Below are 17,440 nucleotides of genomic sequence, written 5' to 3'. Positions count from 1 at the left end.
TTTGGTATCGTTCTTCTCGGCTGAGGTGCTTGTACATTGGGCAACTTCGACTTGGCGGTTAAAGCGGCCATGATGCTCTCGCATCCTCAGCCACCTATAACCAGTTCATCTTTGTTGCACTTCGTCCTTGAATCCGCCAACCACGGCTTGGCACCTAAATCGGCCGCAGACTTTGCCTTTTTGTTGCACGGTTTTCACTTCCTTAAAGACGAGGGCGTGATGGCCATCATCTTGCCGCACGGTGTATTGTTCCGTGGTGGTGCTGAAGAGCGCATTCGTACCAAGCTGCTCAAAGACGGGCACATCGACACCGTCATTGGCTTGCCGTCGAACCTGTTTTATTCCACCGGCATTCCGGTGTGTATCTTGGTGCTTAAGAAGTGCAAGAAGCCAGACGATGTGTTGTTCATCAACGCAGCGGATCACTTTGAAAAAGGCAAGCGCCAGAACCAACTGAGCGAAGCGCACATTGCCAAGATCATCAAGACCTACCAGTTCCGTGAGGAAGAGGCGCGTTATTCACGCCGCGTAGACATGGCCGAGATTGAGAAGAACGATTTCAACCTCAACATCTCACGTTACATCAGCACAGCGGTGGCAGACGTGGAAATTGACTTGACTGCCACACACCAGCAACTCGTAAGCATTGAAGTGGACATCAAGACCGCCAAAGACAAACACAATGCCTTTTTGAAAGAACTGGGTTTACCTTTGTTGCCTTAATGGGTTGGCGCTTGAGCTTTCTACAATCGCTGCATGTATTCATCCCCCCCCGCATCCCCCTTGCTCCAAGGCCTCAACAACGAGCAAGCGGCGGCGGTCACGCTGCCGCACACGCACGCCCTCATCTTGGCGGGTGCAGGGTCTGGTAAGACGCGGGTGTTGACCACGCGCATTGCGTGGCTCATGCAAACTGGGCAGGTGTCGCCGGGCGGCTTGCTGGCGGTGACGTTTACTAACAAGGCGGCCAAAGAAATGCTCACGCGTTTGTCGGCCATGCTGCCTGTCAACGTGCGCGGCATGTGGGTGGGTACTTTCCACGGGCTGTGCAACCGTTTTTTGCGTGCGCACTGGAAGCTGGCGAACTTGCCGCAGTCGTTTCAAATTTTGGACACGCAAGACCAACTCAGTGCCATCAAACGTTTAAGCAAACAGTTTCAGGTGGATGACGAGCGCTACCCACCCAAGCAAACCATGCGCTTCATTGCCTCATGCAAAGAGGACGGCCTGCGCCCCCACGACGTGGTTGTGCGTGACCCCGATGACCGCAAACGTGTGGAGCTGTACGAGCTGTATGAAGCCCAATGCCAGCGCGAAGGCGTGGTGGATTTTGGTGAACTCATGCTGCGCTCGTATGAGCTGCTGCGCGACAACGATGCGCTGCGCGAGCATTACCGCCGCCGCTTTCAGCACATCTTGGTGGATGAGTTTCAAGACACCAACAAGCTGCAATACGCGTGGCTCAAACAGTTAGCAGGGCCTGTCGATGCTGGAGGAGGAGCTATCTTGGCCGTGGGCGACGATGACCAAAGTATTTACGCTTTCCGTGGCGCACGCGTGGGCAATATGGCCGACTTTGTGCGCGAGTACAACGTGACGCATCAAATCAAGCTCGAGCAAAACTACCGCAGCTTCAGCAATATTTTGGACAGTGCGAACGAGCTGATCAGTCACAACAAAGGCCGCTTGGGTAAAAACCTGCACACCGCCCAAGGCGCGGGCGAGCCCGTGCGCGTGTACGAGTCGCCTACCGATTTGGCCGAAGCGCAATGGATGGTGGAAGAGATGAAGCAGTTGTTGCGCGATGGCCAAAATGGCGATGGTGCCAATGGCGTCCAACACCGCAGCGAAATTGCGGTGCTCTACCGCAGCAACGCCCAAAGCCGCGTGATCGAAACCGCGCTGTTCAACGCCGCTATGCCCTACCGCGTGTACGGTGGTTTGCGCTTCTTCGAGCGCGCCGAAATCAAACACGCCTTGGCCTATTTGCGTTTGCTAGAGAACCCACGTGACGACACCAGCTTCATGCGCGTGGTCAACTTCCCGCCGCGTGGCATTGGCGCACGCAGCATCGAGCAGTTGCAAGACGCCGCGCGCGCCATGGGCTGCGCCATGAGCGATGCCGTCACCGCAGTGGCAGGCAAAGCAGGGGCCAACCTCAGTGCCTTTGTGGCCAAGATCGATGTGTTGCGCGAGCAAACGCAGGGCCAAAACCTGCGCCAAATCGTTAAGCTGTTGCTCGACCATTCAGGTTTGATCACGCATTACCAAAGCGAGCGCGAAGGCCAAGACCGCATTGAAAACTTGCAGGAATTGGTCAACGCCGCTGAGAGCTTTGTCACCCAAGAAGGCTTTGGTCGCGATGCCGTGGCCTTACCCATTGATGAACATGGCCAGCCTGTGGCTGCGGGCACCAACGCAATTTTTGGCACCTCAGCAGAGGCCGCAACCGACACGCTGGCAGAAGGCAACGCGCTCACACGCCAAGCTACTCCCCTCACCCTGATCAACGCCGACACGGGCGAAACCTTGTCGCCTTTGGCCGCTTTTCTCACACATGCGGCCTTGGAGTCGGGTGACAACCAAGCGCAAGCGGGGCAAGACGCGATTCAGCTGATGACGGTGCATGCCTCCAAAGGTTTGGAGTTTGATGGTGTGTTCATCACGGGCATGGAGGAGGGCTTGTTCCCCCACGAAAATTCGATGAACGACTTTGATGGCCTCGAAGAAGAGCGTCGCCTCATGTACGTGGCCATCACGCGGGCGCGTCGGCGTTTGTATTTGAGCCATTCGCAAACCCGCATGTTGCACGGCCAAACGCGTTATAACCTCAAGAGCCGTTTCTTTGATGAACTGCCAGAGCACGCGCTCAAGTGGATCACGCCCGCACGTTCTGCCTTTGCCGACGCCATGCCAACGCGTCGCGATGCATGGCAAAACCCTGCGTGGCAAAACAACGCTTGGGGAGGCGGTGCAGCCACAGCCGTTGCACCCAAGCCCGTGCCGCAACGTGCAGCGCCAGTGACCAGCGGCCCTAACGCATGGGTGCGCAGCGGTGTGCAGGTGTTCCACACCAAGTTTGGTGAGGGCACGGTGGTCAGCATTGAGGGTGTGGGCGACGATGCCCGTGCGCAGGTGAACTTCCCGCGCCACGGCACCAAGTGGCTGGCCCTGAGTGTGGCCAAGTTGACCCAAGTGTGAGCAAGCTGCGGTGTGATGCCCGCCAGCGCGACTTGACACACATGGCGTTTGACGAGCTTTACGCGTAAATCGTGTCGGACGTGAAACAGTCTTTGAAGCTGTAATACGTTGAGCAAAAAAACATCGCAGCCAACATCAGCATGGCCGGCAGCAAGGCCATGGCCGCAAAGTCTGCGTCGTCTATCAAGCTGGCGATCAGAGTGATGCCCAAGGTGGTGCCTAAGAAAATCAGCGACCACAGCAGCCCAAACACCAAGAAGGCGCGCCAGTTACTCAGGCAAGCCACGGTGCTGAAGAACAAGCTTTTCACCACAGGCACGCCATGCCAATGCGTGAGTGCAGGGGCATGCCAAAACACCATCGACAAAGGCATGTACAACAGCAGCGACAGCCACATGGCGTTTTGAAACTCAGGCTTTGTCAAGGTGTCCATGTCAAGCGAGCCGCCCACCAAATACAACTTGGCAAAGTCACCGCCGTCCACCAGCGCCGACAAACCCATCACACCGACGAAGCCGCAGGCATACAACACGCCCAGCACCAACATATGGCGCTTGCCCTCGGAGCCATTGCGAAACCCAACCGCCAAGACCACCGGCATAGGAAACTTGCCCAGATCGACCTCACGCGTGGCCGCCATCAAGCCCAGCGATGCGGCGGGTAGCAACATCAGCGCCAAAAAGCCACCCAGCACAGGCACGATCGAGAGGATGGACATGCTGGCCATGAACATGAAGAACAAGCCCGTCAGTGCCAGGGGCCGCTTCCAGAAAGCGCGAATGCCTTGGCGCACCCAGAGCGAACCAGTTTTTGCGGGGACAACGTGGAGTTTCATAGCTCAGAGTGTGACAGGGTGTGCCACACGCTGGCGCAGCACGCGCTCAAAGTGCGTCGGGTCGTGGGGTTGCAACATGCTGGCTTCGCGCGGCAAGTGGAAGTCCCACAAGCGCGAAGTCCAAAAGCGCAAGGCACCAGCACGCAGCAGGGGGTTGAGTAGCTGGCGTTCAGCCGGTGTGAACGGGCGCACCGCTTGGTAGGCGGCCACAAAGGCTTGGGCTTTTGCGGCATCGTGCGCGCCATCGACATGGGTAATACACCAGTCGTTCAAACACACGGCCACATCAAACAGCCACGTGTCCACGCCGGCAAAGTAGAAGTCGAAGAAGCCTGTCAGCTCAGGCGCCTCAAGCGTGCCATCAAACATCACGTTGTCGCGGAATAAATCGGCGTGAATCGGGCCACGGGGCATGGCGGTATAGGCCGAGGATGCAGCGATGTGGTTTTGGTAGGCCAACTCAGTTTGAATCAGCGTGGCTTGCGTTTGGTCCAAATGCGGCAGCACCACGGGCACGGTCTCGTTCCACCAAGACAGTCCACGCAGGTTGGACTGTTGGCGGTTGTAGTTGCGGCCAGCGATGTGCATGCGGGCCAGCATGTCACCCACGGCGGCGCAGTGGGCGGGGCTGGGGTTGAGCTCGCTTTTGCCCCGCAGCCGGTTGACCACGGCAGCAGGTTTGCCCTCGACGGTCAGCAAAATGTCCCCAGTTTGATTGGACACAGGGTCTGGCACAGGAATACCGCCTTGCGCCAAGTGCTTCATCAGGTACAGATAAAACGGCAGTTGCTCGTGCGTGAGGCGCTCAAACAGCGTCAGTACGTAGGGGCCTGTGCTGCTGGTGAGAAAGTAGTTGGTGTTCTCAATGCCGCCTTGGATGCCTTTGAGTTCGACCAACTCGCCGAGTTGGAGTTGGGTGAGCAGTTCTTGCGCGGAGGACTCTGAGACTTCGGTGAAAACTGCCATGACTGCCAAGGTATTAAAAGTTGGCGCTCATTGTAGTTGTCGAGTCTGTTGCTTTTTGCTGGGCTCGCTTGGGGGCTGAGGGATGAGCGGGTTCCTCATGCTGGGGTATCAGAAATCGTTACCCGCTCACCCCTCAACCCCCAAGACTACGGCCTGCTGGTTTGTGGCTCTGCTGTCACGATTGCCACATCGCTTCATGGTCGCAGCTTTAGTTCGCGCTAAGCATGGCAATGTGCCAACGGCACGAGCCATGCTGCAGGCGTGCCAAAACCTGTGTCGCAGACTGGGCGTGGCGGGTGGGCGTCGCCATGATTTCTGGTACTCCAGCATGAAGCAGCGACGCCCACCAGCCGCGTCCAGCGAGCTCAGCAACAAAAAACACACAAGGCACAATCTACAGTCATGAGTGAATCCAAAACATTGCTGCTGGTCGACGGCTCCAGCTACCTTTACCGCGCCTTTCATGCCATGCCCGACCTTCGCGCCGTGCCAGGCGACCCGACGAGTGCCGCCACAGGGGCCATTCGCGGCATGATCAACATGATGCAAGCCCTGCGCAAAGAAGTGCCCACCCAGTTGGCCGCTTGCGTGTTTGACGCCAAAGGCCCCACCTTCCGTGAAGAGATGTACCCCGCCTACAAGGCGCACCGCTCCCCCATGCCCGACGACTTGCGCGCACAAATCGAACCCATCCATGCCATGGTGCGCATGCTGGGCTGGACCGTGCTCGATGTGCCGGGCGTGGAGGCCGACGATGTGATTGCCACCTTGGCCGTGACCGCCGCCAAACAGGGCGTGACCGTGGTGGTGTCGAGTGGCGACAAAGATTTGAGTCAGTTGGTCAACGAACACATCACCATCATGGACACCATGAACGGCAAAAAACGCGATGTGGCTGGCGTGACTGCTGAGTTTGGCGTGCCGCCGCATTTGATGGTCGATTACCAAACTTTGGTGGGCGACACGGTCGACAACGTGCCCGGCGTGCAAAAAGTCGGCCCCAAGACCGCTGCCAAGTGGCTGATGGAATATGGCTCGCTCGACAACTTGATGCAAAACGCCAGTGCCATCAAAGGCGTGGCCGGCGAGAACTTGCGCCAAGCCGTGGATTGGCTGCCCATGGGCCGCCAGCTCGTGACCATGAAAACCGATTGCGATTTGTCGGCTTATGTGCCGGGTTTGCCTGCACTCGATGCGCTGCACTTGGCCGAGCCCGACAAAGCTGGGCTCAAAACGTTTTATGAAACCTATGGCTTCAAAGGCTTGGCGCGTGCCATCGGCGAAGGCGGTGAGCTTGCATCAGGCGCAGGTGGTTCAGGCAGCAGCGCTGGCACTGCGGCCAAACCCAAGTTTGAGCCCAACCCTAGCTTGTTTGACGAACCCGAACCCACCACGTCTCAAGTGACCCATAAGGCATACGACTGCGTGCTGACGTGGGAAGCGTTGGATGCATGGCTGGCCAAACTGCAAGCCGCAGAGTTGGTGGCGTTTGACACTGAAACCACCTCGCTCGACGCCATGCGCGCCGAGATTGTGGGCCTGAGTTTTTCAGTCACACCCGGCGAAGCCTGCTACATCCCGCTGGCGCACAGCTATGGCGATGCACCCACGCAGTTGCCTATCCACGAGGTGTTAGCCAAACTCAAACCTTGGTTTGAAAACCCTGCCATCACCAAGCTAGGCCAACACATCAAATACGACCGCCACGTCATGGCCAATCACGGCATTGAGGTGAAGGGCTACGCCCACGACACCCTACTGCAAAGCTATGTGCTGGAAGTGCACAAGCCTCACGGCCTAGCCAGTTTGGCCGAGCGCCATGTGGGCCGCAAAGGTCTGAGCTATGAAGACTTGTGCGGCAAAGGCGCACACCAAATTCCGTTCTCGCAAGTGGACGTGGCGCGTGCCACCGAATACTCGTGCGAAGACTCCGACATGACGCTGGACGTGCACCAAGTGCTGTGGCCGCGTTTGCAAGCCGACGACAAGCTGCACTTCATCTACGACCTAGAAATTCAAAGCAGCGAAGCGCTGTACCGCATCGAGCGCAATGGTGTGTTGATTGACGCGCCCACACTCGCCGCACAAAGCCATGCGCTGGGCCAACGCATCGTACAGCTAGAAACCGAAGCGTATGACATTGCAGGCCAGCCGTTTAACTTGGCCAGCCCTAAGCAACTGGGCGAAATCTTCTTTGACAAACTGGGCTTGCCCGTTATCAAAAAAACCGCCACCGGCGCACGCAGCACCGACGAAGAAGTGTTGGAGAAGTTGGCCGAGGACTACCCATTGCCTGCCAAGATTTTGGAACACCGCAGTTTGAGCAAACTCAAAGGTACTTACACCGACAAACTCGCGCAAATGGCTGTACCACGCACAGGCCGCGTGCACACGCACTATGCGCAAGCGGTGGCGGTGACGGGCCGCTTGTCAAGCAACGACCCCAACTTGCAGAACATCCCAATCCGCACAGCCGAAGGCCGCAAAGTGCGCGAAGCATTTGTGGCTCCTGCGGGCTGCGTGATAGCCAGTGCTGACTACAGCCAGATTGAGCTGCGCATCATGGCGCACATCAGTGGTGACGAGGCCTTGGTCAAAGCTTTTCATGAAGGCTTGGACGTACACCGCGCCACCGCGTCAGAAGTGTTTGGCGTGGCCGTGAGCGAGGTGAGCAATGAACAGCGCCGCTACGCCAAGGTGATTAACTTTGGCCTCATCTACGGCATGAGCGCCTTCGGTTTAGCCAAGGCCTTGGGCATCGACAACACCGCTGCGAAAAATTACATCACCCGTTATTTCGAGCGATTCGCAGGCGTCAAGCGCTACATGGACGACACGCGCGAGCAAGCCAAAGCCCAAGGCTATGTCGAAACCGTGTTTGGCCGCCGCTTGTACTTGCCAGAAATCAACAGCCCCAACGGCCCACGCCGTGCAGGCGCAGAACGCGCCGCCATTAACGCGCCCATGCAAGGCACAGCCGCTGACCTCATCAAGATGAGCATGGTGGCCGTTCAGCAAGCCATTGACCAACAACAACGCACCACCAAAGTCATCATGCAAGTGCATGACGAACTGGTGTTTGAAGTGCCCGAGTCAGAGGTGGCATGGGTGCGTACCGAAGTGCCGCGCCTGATGGCCGAAGTGGCGCAACTCAAAGTGCCGTTGTTGGCGGAGGTGGGGGTGGGGTTGAATTGGGATGAGGCGCATTGAAACGATGTTGAAAACTAGATCATGCTCACCCTCGATCAACTCCTAGGCTTTCTCCTAGCCGCTAGCCTCATCACCATGTCCCCTGGCCCCGACAACTTGCTGGTGCTCAGTCTGGGCATGTCGCGTGGCCGCAAGCAGGGCATGGCGTTTGGCTTGGGGTGTGCGTTGGGGTGTTTAAGCCACACGTTGTTGGCGGTGGTGGGGGTGAGTTCGTTGTTGGTGGCGTCGCCCGTGGCGTTTGCGGCTTTACGCATTGGCGGTGGGGCTTATTTGTTTTGGTTGGGTGTGCAAGCTTTGCGCAACCTGGGTGGTGCGATGGTGCCGACCGATGCGCCCGATCAATCTGCCCTACAGCTTTTGTGGCGCGGTGTGTTGGCCAATGCCATCAACCCCAAAGTGATGTTGTTTTTCTTGGCCTTCTTGCCGCAGTTTGTGGCGCCGCAGCGCGGCGATGTGGTGCTGCAGCTGGCCACGTTGGGCTTGGTGTTTACCGCGCAGGCCTTGGTGTTGTTTGGCGTGTTGGGTTATTTCGCGGGCACGGTGGGGCAGTGGTTTGCACGCTGGCCACGCGTGGGTTTGTGGTTTGACCGCTTGGCAGGTGTGATTTTTTGCGCACTGGGTGTGCGCCTGATGTTCATCAATTAGTCAGTGCGCAGCTTGAGGTAAATTTTTTGCAGCAAACGCGCCAGTGTTTTGCGCTCTGCTGCACTCAGGTGTGCCGTGCCTTGCAAATCGGCAGCGCTGGCCGCCTTTTCAGCTTTTTTCATCAAAGCTTTGCCGCTGTCGCTCAGCAGCAGACCCACCGCACGTCGGTCCGTGGGGTGCGGTTGGCGTTCAATCAAGCCGCGCTTGTCCAGCTCACGCAGCAGCACCACCATATTGGGGGGCAACACATTGAGTTGCTGACACAGTTGACGCGAGGTCACGCCAGGCCAGTGGCCGATCACCGACAACACCGAAAAGTCCACGGTGCGCAACTCGAACGAGCCCACACCGCGCAAGAAATTCGACACCAAGGTGTGCGCAGCACGGCTGGCGTTGTAGCCCAGCAAGGTTTCCAAATAGTCAGTGCCTCCCGTTTCGTTCGAAACGTCTGCCTCTACAGCACTGGTTTTAGGGGCGGTGGACACTTGGCGTGCGGCGGTACTCATGGATGGGGCGAAGAATTTGGAAGCTGACCTCGGATCAATGCCCGAGTTGTGTCCGAATGATGCCAGAGCGCATCACAAACTCCGGCAACACCCAAGCCCGTAATGCTTGGGCGGGGGCTTGCCAGCGCGGTGTGTCGCTGCCTTGGGCGGCTTCAATGCGTGTCCATGCCCATGCCCACAAGGCGAGGCTGGCCAAGCGCAAGTAGTCGCCGGCAATCCAACTCAGTTGCACTTGCCCATCGTTGCGTTGTGCCGTGTCCAAACAAATTTGTGTGGTGGCCATGAGTTCATCGAAGAGCGACAACACCTGTGCCTCATGCGGTTGAGACGTCGACAAGTGTTGGCGCAGCGTCGCCAGCATGGCCGACAAAGCAGCACCGCCATCGATCACCACTTTGCGCATCAGCAAGTCGATGGCCTGAATCTCATTGGTACCTTCGTAAATCATGGCAATGCGGGCATCGCGCACGTTTTGCTCAATGCCCCATTCGCGCACATAGCCGTGGCCCCCCAACACTTGCAAGCATTCGCTCGCACCGTGAAAACCTTGCTCGGTGCAAGCGGCTTTGAGGATGGGGGTGATGAGGGCACACCAGCGTTGCGCTGCATCGCGCTGTGCGGCATCGGGGTGGTGCTTGGCTTCGTCCAAGGCCAAGCCTGTTTCGTAGGCCAACACACGCGCACCGTCAATCCACGCGCGTTGCGTGTCCAAAATGCGACGCATGGCGGGGTGTTCAATGATGAGATCGGCTGCGCCTGCGCCTGCGCCTCGCGGCGCGTCCTTGGGACGTGGGGCGCGCATTTGACGGCGGTCGTGGGAATAAGCCTCGGCTTTTTGCCACGCGGCATCGAGCAAGCCTACGCCTTGCAAGGCCACATGCAAACGGGCGGCGTTCATCATTACAAACATGGCGTTGAGGCCTCGACCTGCTTCGCCGACCAACCATGCGCGTGTTTCGTCAAAGCGCATCACGCAGGTGGGGCTGGCGTGGATGCCCATTTTTTCTTCGATGCGTTCGCAGTACACGGCGCTGCGAACCCATGATTCTTTTTCACCGTCGGGGTAAAACTTCGGTACCAAGAACAACGACAAACCTTTCGGGCCAGCGGGCGCATCGGGCAAGCGGGCCAACACCAAATGCACGATGTTGTCGCTCAGGTCGTGCTCGCCGCCGCTGATGAAAATTTTGGTGCCTGAAATCAAATACGCGCCATCGGCTTGTGGCACTGCTTTGGTAGAGGCGAGCCCCAAGTCACTGCCCGCATGCGGTTCGGTCAAGCACATGGTGGTGAGCCATTCGCCAGTGCCGACTTTGCTGAGATATTGCGTTTTCAGCGCATCACTGGCGTGGTGCTTGATGCATTCATAGGCCCCGTGCAACAAGCCGGGTGCCATGGTCCAACCGTGGTTGGCGGCGGAGAGCCATTCGTACAACACGCTGTCCAACACGGCAGGTAGGCCTTGGCCGCCATCTTGCGTTGCTGTGGACAAAGAGGCCCAGCCGGATTGCCAAAACGATTGATAGGCATCACGAAAACCAGATGGCATGGTGACTGCGCCATCGCGCCACTGCGCCCCTACTTCGTCACCCACGCGGTTGAGCGGGGCGATTTGCTCGGCGATGAATTTGCTGGCTTCATCCAAGATTTGGTCGATCAACGCTGCATCGACTTCCCGGTAAGGGCGCAGTGCGGCAATGCGTTCGGGCGCGTGCAAGACCTGACCCAAAATGAATTGAACATCTGGCAGGCTTGGCTGGTAGTGATTCATGGTGCTTCTTCAGTCTTGACGTGCAGCGCCGAGGTAGGTGTCGATCACCCGACCGTCTTGGGCCAGCTCTGCAGCGCGGCCATGCAGGCTGACTTCGCCCATTTCCAGCACATAGCCGTAGTCGGCCACAGCCAATGCGGCACGGGCGTTTTGCTCAACCAACACAAGGGTCACACCCGTTTGGCGCAGGGTTTCGATGATGGAGAAAATTTCTTTCACGATCAGCGGGGCCAGTCCAAGGCTGGGCTCGTCGAGCATCAACACATCGGGGCGTGACATGAGCGAGCGGCCCACGGCCAACATTTGGCGTTCACCGCCCGAGAGCGTGCCCGCCAGTTGGGTGCGGCGTTCTTTCAGGCGTGGAAAGAGGTCGTACACATCGTCCATGCGCGTGCGCCATTGCCGATTACCGAGGCGCATTTGGCGAAAACCACCGAGTTCGAGGTTGTCTTGCACGGTCATGGTGCCAAACAACTCACGCTTTTCTGGCACCAAGGCGATGCCCCGCATCACACGGTCTTCGAGGGTCAAGCCGCTGATGTCTTCGCCGTGGTACAGCAGTTGCCCACGCGTAGGCAGCAGCCCCATCAAGGTGTTGAGCAGGGTGGTTTTGCCTGCGCCGTTGGGGCCAATGACGGTGATCACTTGGCCCGCATCGGCCTGCAAGTTCAAGCCATGCAGGACTTCGGCTTTGCCGTAGCCTGCATGGAGGTTTCGGATGTCGAGAAGGGGCGATGTCATGGCCAGTCCTTAGTGTTCGGTGCCCAAGTAGGCGGCACGCACTACAGGGCTTTCTTGAATTTCTTTGGGCGTACCTTCGAGCAGCAAGGTGCCGAACTCCATCACTACCAATTTGTCGCAGACCTGCATCACCAAATCCATGTCATGTTCCACCAACAAGATGCTCACGCCTTCACCTTGCAGCTGGCGCAGCACATCGGCGAGACCTTGTTTTTCTTTGTGACGCAAACCCGCAGCGGGTTCGTCAAGCAGCAACAGGGCCGGATCGGCACACAAAGCGCGAGCAATCTCCATCAAACGTTGTTGGCCCATCGCCAAGTTGCCTGCCAATTCGTGCATGGTGTGGCCAATGCCAACTCGTTCGAGTTGTTGCTGCGCGAGTTTGAACAGGCGTTTTTCTTCGTCGTGGTTAGTCCCCAGCATGCCCGAGAGCACGCCCGTGTGACCTCGGCTGTAGCCACCGATGGCCACGTTTTCTAACACCGTCATGTCGGGAATCATCTTGACGTGCTGGAAGGTGCGCGCCATGCCTTGCCGCAAAATTTCACGCGAAGGCAAGTCACTGATGGTGGTGTCGCGGAATTTCACCGCACCCGAGGTCAGGGACAGCACACCCGTGATGAGGTTGAAGGTGGTGGACTTGCCAGCACCATTGGGGCCAATCAGGCCGACAATTTGACCGGCATGAATTTGGAAGCGGATGTCGTTGACCGCGACCAGGCCTCCAAATTGTTTGCGAATCGCTTGCACGTCGAGCAGCAACTCGCCGCGTTGTGGCTTGCTGCTTTCGGGCAGATGGTTGGCGTTGTCCCAATCGACCACTCGGTCACGCCGAGGTAGGTAGCGAGACACCAAAGACCACAAACCATCTGGCATGTACTTGAGTACGAGCACCAACAACACACCAAACACAATCATTTCATAGCTGCCACTGGTGCCAATGAGTTTGGGCAAAATGACTTGCAAGTAGTCGTCCATGAGCTTGATCAAGCTGGCTCCCACAATGGCCCCCCAGATGTAACCCACGCCACCCACCACAGCCATGAACAAGTATTCAATGCCCATCTTCAAGCCAAAGGCCGAGGGGTTGATGGTGCGCTGAAAGTGCGCCAACAACCAGCCGGCGACAGAGGCCAACATGGCGGCCATGACAAACGCAGTCACTTTGTAACGGAAGGTGTTGATACCCATAGCTTCGGCCATTTGCGTGCCGTTTTTCAATGAACGAATGGCACGGCCAGCGCGCGAGTCAAGCAGTTGAAGCATGCACAGTGCCAACGTCAAGAGGATGAGCCAAGTCAACACAAAGAACGGACGGCCTTGGCCCAAGTCAAACCCAAAGAGCGACAGACTTTGAATGCCTAACAAGCCATCGTATTTACCCAAGGCATCCATATTGCCCATCAGGTAGTACAGCGACAAGCCCCATGCGATGGTGGCCAACGGCAAGTAATGGCCCGACATGCGAAGGGTGATGAGGCCAACAATCAACGCACTTGCAAAGGTCAGCGCCAAGCCCACCCATAAGGTGAACCAAGGCGACCAACCCATGTTCAAGGTGAGCCACGCCGTGCTGTAGGCACCAATGCCCACGAAGGCCGCTTGGCCAAATGAGGTCAAGCCTGATACACCGGTCAGCAACACCAAGCCCATGCACGTTATCGCGTAGAGGCCAATGTAGTTGAGCTGAAAAATCCAAAAATCAGGAATAGGCAACATGGCCACGAACGGCACCAAGGCAAACAGTAATAACCAACGGTGCATATCAAGCCTCCTGCCGAGCCGCCTCAAAGGAGGCTTGGGCCCCCTCGGGGGGCAGTGAATACACGAAGTGATGAACGTGGGGGTGCATGGTCAAGCCTCCTGCCGAGCCGCCTCAAAGGAGGCTTGGGCCCCCTCGGGGGGCAGTGAATACACGAAGTGATGAACGTGGGGGTGCATATCAAGCCTCCTCATCAGAATGACCACTGCGTAGCGAGCGCCACAGCAGCACAGGCAAGATCAACGTGAACACAATCACCTCTTTGAACGCACTGGCCCAAAACGAGCCAAACGATTCAACAATACCGACAAACAGCGCACCGATAAGCGCCCCCGGGTAGCTGGCCAACCCTGCGACCACGGCGGCGACAAAGCCTTTGAGACCAATCAAGAAACCAGAGTCATAAAACACGGTGGTGGTGGGGCCAATCAACAAACCCGACACCGCCCCAATGCCTGCCGCCAGTAAAAACGTGAATTGGCCCGCAGCATGGGTCGAGATGCCCATCAAACGTGCGCCCGTGCGATTGACCGCCGTGGCGCGGAGGGCTTTGCCAAACAAGGTGCGTTCAAAAAACAACCACAACACGGCGATGAGCAACACGGCAATGGTGAAGATGATGACGACTTGGCCCGTGATGTTGAGGGGGCCTACGGCCCAGCTTGAAGTCCAAAAGCTGGGGTTGCGAAAACCTTCCGCGCCAAAGAACAAAAGGCCCAAACCTGTCATGGCGAAATGAACGCCTACCGACACGATCAGCAAAACCAGTGACGTAGCCGACTCTAACGATTGATAGGCAATGCGATAGACCAAGGGCCCAAACGTGGCCACCACCGCAATGCTCAGCAGCGCCTGCACGGGCATTGCAAAATTTTGTGGTGCGGCCCACAGCGTGCCCCACGCGATCAGCAAAGGCGGAACCGCCATGATCAGGGCCGACTTTATGGCTTGCGCCAAGTTGTGCGCATGGCTCCAACGACTCCAGCACTCCATCAAACCAGCAAGCACGGCCAGCAGCATAAGCAGCCACACGGTGCCCGGCACTTGGCCTGCTTGCAGCATGGCCATGGTCAACGCACCATAAGCCACAAACTCGCCCTGTGGGATAAAGATGACGCGTGTGACGGTAAACACCAGCACAGTGGCCAAACCCAGCAGGGCATAGATCGCACCGTTTGTCATACCGTCCAACATCAGAATGCTGGCGATTGAAAAGTCCATGTCGTTTCTCTTTTCTACAAAACGCCCAACAGCTCAACGCTGTTGGGCGTTGGGTTCACGCAAACGTGATTAAGGCGCGACGGTGAATTGACCGTCCACCACTTTCAGCATCACACCGGTATCTGAGGTGTAGCCCCAGTGGTCTTCCTTGGACCAGTTCAAGGTGCCGTGTGCCACCACGGTGCGGCCCATGGTTTCAAAGGCATCACGCAACGCAGTGCGGAATTCGGGTGTGCCGGGCTTGGCCTTTTTCAAAGCCAATGGGATGGCTTTTTCCAACACCACGATCACGTCATGCGCGTGACCCGCAAACTGGTTGTGTGTGCCAGCACCATAGACCTTGTCGTACTTGTCTGCAAAAGCAATCGCGAGCTTTTTAGAGGGGTTGCTATCAGGCAGTTGGTAAGGGGTAATCACAGGGCCGCCCACCACAAACGAACCTTCCACATCTTTGCCACCCACACGCATCAAGTCTTTGGACGCTGCGCCGTGCGTTTGGTAAATTTTGCCCTTGAAGTTGCGCTCCACAATGCCTTTGTGTGGCATCGCTGCACCGCTGCCCGAGGCAACGATGAGCATGGCGTCTGGGTTGGCTGAGACCAGCTTCAACGCTTGCCCCGTCACACTGGTGTCGGTGCGAGCAAAGCGTTCTACGCCCACGATCTTGATGCCGGCTTTTTCAGCCAAGGGGGTGAATGCTTGCAACCACTGCTCGCCATATGCGTCGGTGTAGCCCAAAAAACCGACGGTCTTCACGCCTTGTTTTTGCATGTGGTTGATGATGGCCGTGGCCATCACGCCATTGGATTGCGGCATGCGAAAGGTGTAGGCATCTTTGCCTGCAGGCAAGCCAATGGGGGTGAGCGCGAGCTGAGGTGTTTGGGTTTCCAAGGCCACGTCAGCAATGGCCACGCCGACGGGGGTGGCCACTGAGCCCACGAGCAAATCCACTTTGTCTTCGGTCACGAAACGACGTGCGTTCTTCACGCCGTTGGTGGGGTCGGTTGCATCATCCAACACCGTGACGTTGAGTTTTTCACCGGCAATGCTGGTAGGCCATAGCGCAATTTGGTTTTTGGCCGGAATGCCTAACCCCGATGCAGGGCCTGTCAGTGGCAGGATGACGCCGATGTTGATATCTGCCAAAGCGGCTGAACACGCCACGGTGGCAGCGAGGGTCACGAGGGTCTTCTTGAAGTTCATGGTTGTCTCCTAGTTGTGGTTTAGAAAGTTTGCAGGGAAAAATTACGAGCACAAAGCTTTGATATCTGCTGGCACAGGGATGGCTTTGAGGCGGTCAGGATCGTCGGGGTGCTTGATGCAAAACGCGCGGGTCTCAAAGCCCTCACACAGCACCGTGTCGCCGCGCATCACGACGTGTTTTTGAATCACGACTTTTTCGCGCCATTCATGAATGCTGGTGTGAACTTGAATGCGCTCGCCGTAGGTGGCAGGACGCATGAACTTGGTGTTGATCTCCAGCAAAGGGGTGCCGATGATGCCAGTGGTTTTGACCAACTCGCGCCATGTGGGGACGCCACACTTGACGAAAAAGTTCAAGGACGACGCATCCATCCACTTGCAGTAATTGGGGAAGAACACAATGCCGGCGGGATCGCAATCGCCAAACATGATTTCGACTTCGTAGACAACAGTTTTGCTCATCGCTGCTCTCCGCCGGGCCGCGCCAAGGAGAGTAGGGCCCCCTTGGGGGGCAGTGAGTACACGAAGTGAGGAGCGTGGGAGTTCATGATTTCTCTCTTAACGAGGGGCCAAACGCAGCGCGCCGTCCAAGCGGATGACTTCGCCATTGAGATGGGTGTTGCTCACGATGTGAGCGGCCAATTGCGCAAACTCTGCAGGTTTGCCCAAGCGGGACGGGAAGGGGATGCTGGCCGCCAAGGATTGCTGGACGGATTCGGGCAAGGTGTGCATCAGCGGCGTGGCAAAGAGGCCCGGTGCAATGGTGCATACGCGGATGCCGTGTTGCGCCAAGTCACGCGCCATCGGCAGTGTCATGCCCGCCACGCCTGCTTTAGAGGCGCTGTAGGCTTGTTGGCCCACTTGACCATCAAAGGCCGCGACTGAGGCGGTCCACACCATCACGCCACGTTCACCGTCTTCTAAAGGCGCTAGCTTGGCGGCAGCGACGGCGAACAAGCGCGCCGCGTTGTAGGTGCCGATGAGGTTGATTTGCACGACTTTGGCAAAGTCTTCCAAGGACGCTGCTTGACCGTCTTTACCGACCACGCGCTTGGCGGTGCCAATGCCTGCGATGTGCATCAGGATGCGGGCCGGTCCGTGCGCCACAGCGGCCGTGTCGATGGCGCGTTGCATGCTGTCTGCGTCGCTGACGTTGCATGGGACGGCCACGGCGCAGCCATGTCCAAATTGCTCACCGATGTCGTTGGCCACGCGTTGGGCGTTGTCCATGTGGAGGTCGAGGATGGCGACTTTGGCACCTAAGCGTGCGAGTTCGCGTGCGGTGGCTTCACCGAGGCCGGAGCCTGCGCCTGTGACCAAAGCGGCTTGTCCTTGAATATGCATACGTTGTGTCTCTTGGATTGTGTTGGCTCTAGGGC

General features: G+C 57.6%; 13 protein-coding genes and 1 pseudogene. 4 read left to right on the top strand and 10 right to left on the bottom strand.

Translation table 11 applies throughout. From position 1 onward, the window contains the following. Window positions 1-138 precede the first annotated feature (138 nt). Window positions 139-723: pseudogene (locus tag RMS03_RS04200) on the top strand (N-6 DNA methylase); the annotation flags it as partial. 33 nt (window positions 724-756) lie between these two features. After that, window positions 757-3,201, top strand: coding sequence for a UvrD-helicase domain-containing protein (locus RMS03_RS04195; RefSeq protein WP_310625853.1), 2,445 nt, complete (start codon window positions 757-759; stop codon window positions 3,199-3,201). Window positions 3,202-3,259: 58 nt separating this feature from the next. Here the strand turns inward: RMS03_RS04195 and RMS03_RS04190 are convergent, their stop codons facing one another. Both RMS03_RS04190 and RMS03_RS04185 read right to left on the bottom strand, forming a co-directional pair. After that, window positions 3,260-4,036, bottom strand: coding sequence for a BPSS1780 family membrane protein (locus RMS03_RS04190; protein WP_310625852.1), 777 nt, complete (start codon window positions 4,034-4,036; stop codon window positions 3,260-3,262). Between the two features lie 3 nt (window positions 4,037-4,039). Next, entirely contained in the window at window positions 4,040-5,002 is a 963-nt protein-coding gene (locus tag RMS03_RS04185; RefSeq protein ID WP_310625851.1) for a homoserine kinase, read from the bottom strand. Window positions 5,003-5,404: 402 nt separating this feature from the next. Here RMS03_RS04185 and polA point away from each other — a divergent pair, with 402 nt between their 5' ends. Both polA and RMS03_RS04175 read left to right on the top strand, forming a co-directional pair. Beyond that, entirely contained in the window at window positions 5,405-8,212 is a 2,808-nt protein-coding gene (gene polA, locus RMS03_RS04180; protein ID WP_310625850.1) for a DNA polymerase I, read from the top strand. Window positions 8,213-8,233: 21 nt separating this feature from the next. Continuing rightward, on the top strand, window positions 8,234-8,857 hold the full coding sequence (locus RMS03_RS04175; RefSeq protein WP_310625849.1) for a LysE family translocator: 624 nt from the start codon (window positions 8,234-8,236) through the stop codon (window positions 8,855-8,857). On the opposite strand, the gene RMS03_RS04170 is transcribed toward RMS03_RS04175, so the two are convergent. From RMS03_RS04170 to RMS03_RS04135, 8 genes are all read right to left on the bottom strand, one after another. Next, window positions 8,854-9,363, bottom strand: a complete 510-nt coding sequence (locus tag RMS03_RS04170) for a MarR family winged helix-turn-helix transcriptional regulator (protein ID WP_310625848.1) — start codon at window positions 9,361-9,363, stop codon at window positions 8,854-8,856. The two genes, RMS03_RS04175 and RMS03_RS04170, sit on opposite strands and share 4 nt — an antisense overlap. A gap of 34 nt (window positions 9,364-9,397) precedes the next feature. After that, the gene (locus RMS03_RS04165; protein ID WP_310625847.1) at window positions 9,398-11,134 is read right to left on the bottom strand and encodes an acyl-CoA dehydrogenase family protein; all 1,737 of its coding nucleotides are present in this window, start codon (window positions 11,132-11,134) and stop codon (window positions 9,398-9,400) included. Window positions 11,135-11,143: 9 nt separating this feature from the next. Continuing rightward, window positions 11,144-11,875, bottom strand: coding sequence for an ABC transporter ATP-binding protein (locus RMS03_RS04160; RefSeq protein WP_310625846.1), 732 nt, complete (start codon window positions 11,873-11,875; stop codon window positions 11,144-11,146). Between the two features lie 9 nt (window positions 11,876-11,884). Then, window positions 11,885-13,639, bottom strand: a complete 1,755-nt coding sequence (locus RMS03_RS04155) for a branched-chain amino acid ABC transporter ATP-binding protein/permease (protein WP_310625845.1) — start codon at window positions 13,637-13,639, stop codon at window positions 11,885-11,887. Window positions 13,640-13,817: 178 nt separating this feature from the next. Then, window positions 13,818-14,858 carry a branched-chain amino acid ABC transporter permease gene (locus tag RMS03_RS04150; protein ID WP_310625844.1) on the bottom strand — a complete coding sequence of 347 codons (1,041 nt, stop codon included), beginning with the start codon at window positions 14,856-14,858 and terminating at the stop codon, window positions 13,818-13,820. A 69-nt stretch (window positions 14,859-14,927) separates the two neighbouring features. Beyond that, window positions 14,928-16,061 (bottom strand): ABC transporter substrate-binding protein, encoded by a 1,134-nt coding sequence (locus RMS03_RS04145; protein ID WP_310625843.1) that lies wholly within the window; start codon window positions 16,059-16,061, stop codon window positions 14,928-14,930. Between the two features lie 42 nt (window positions 16,062-16,103). Further along, a complete protein-coding gene (locus tag RMS03_RS04140; RefSeq protein ID WP_310625842.1) occupies window positions 16,104-16,523 on the bottom strand; it encodes an acyl-CoA thioesterase in 420 nt (139 codons plus the stop codon). A gap of 96 nt (window positions 16,524-16,619) precedes the next feature. Further along, the gene (locus tag RMS03_RS04135; protein WP_310625841.1) at window positions 16,620-17,405 is read right to left on the bottom strand and encodes an SDR family NAD(P)-dependent oxidoreductase; all 786 of its coding nucleotides are present in this window, start codon (window positions 17,403-17,405) and stop codon (window positions 16,620-16,622) included. Window positions 17,406-17,440 lie beyond the last annotated feature (35 nt).

It is taken from the genome of Limnohabitans sp. (genome assembly GCF_031538885.1).
Classification (GTDB): domain Bacteria; phylum Pseudomonadota; class Gammaproteobacteria; order Burkholderiales; family Burkholderiaceae_C; genus Limnohabitans.
Note: the sequence above shows the minus strand (reverse complement) of the source record. Positions and strands in the feature narration are given on the sequence as shown.

What these genes read in the sequence shown, in the direction of transcription:
- RMS03_RS04195 (WP_310625853.1), top strand. Translation starts at nt 757, where the DNA reads ATGTATTCATCCCCCCCCGCATCCCCCTTGCTCCAAGGCCTCAACAAC.
- RMS03_RS04140 (WP_310625842.1), bottom strand. Translation starts at nt 16,523, where the DNA reads ATGAGCAAAACTGTTGTCTACGAAGTCGAAATCATGTTTGGCGATTGC.
- RMS03_RS04165 (WP_310625847.1), bottom strand. Translation starts at nt 11,134, where the DNA reads ATGAATCACTACCAGCCAAGCCTGCCAGATGTTCAATTCATTTTGGGT.
- RMS03_RS04190 (WP_310625852.1), bottom strand. Translation starts at nt 4,036, where the DNA reads ATGAAACTCCACGTTGTCCCCGCAAAAACTGGTTCGCTCTGGGTGCGC.
- RMS03_RS04170 (WP_310625848.1), bottom strand. Translation starts at nt 9,363, where the DNA reads ATGAGTACCGCCGCACGCCAAGTGTCCACCGCCCCTAAAACCAGTGCT.
- RMS03_RS04185 (WP_310625851.1), bottom strand. Translation starts at nt 5,002, where the DNA reads ATGGCAGTTTTCACCGAAGTCTCAGAGTCCTCCGCGCAAGAACTGCTC.
- RMS03_RS04135 (WP_310625841.1), bottom strand. Translation starts at nt 17,405, where the DNA reads ATGCATATTCAAGGACAAGCCGCTTTGGTCACAGGCGCAGGCTCCGGC.
- RMS03_RS04160 (WP_310625846.1), bottom strand. Translation starts at nt 11,875, where the DNA reads ATGACATCGCCCCTTCTCGACATCCGAAACCTCCATGCAGGCTACGGC.
- RMS03_RS04155 (WP_310625845.1), bottom strand. Translation starts at nt 13,639, where the DNA reads ATGCACCGTTGGTTATTACTGTTTGCCTTGGTGCCGTTCGTGGCCATG.
- polA (WP_310625850.1), top strand. Translation starts at nt 5,405, where the DNA reads ATGAGTGAATCCAAAACATTGCTGCTGGTCGACGGCTCCAGCTACCTT.
- RMS03_RS04150 (WP_310625844.1), bottom strand. Translation starts at nt 14,858, where the DNA reads ATGGACTTTTCAATCGCCAGCATTCTGATGTTGGACGGTATGACAAAC.
- RMS03_RS04145 (WP_310625843.1), bottom strand. Translation starts at nt 16,061, where the DNA reads ATGAACTTCAAGAAGACCCTCGTGACCCTCGCTGCCACCGTGGCGTGT.
- RMS03_RS04175 (WP_310625849.1), top strand. Translation starts at nt 8,234, where the DNA reads ATGCTCACCCTCGATCAACTCCTAGGCTTTCTCCTAGCCGCTAGCCTC.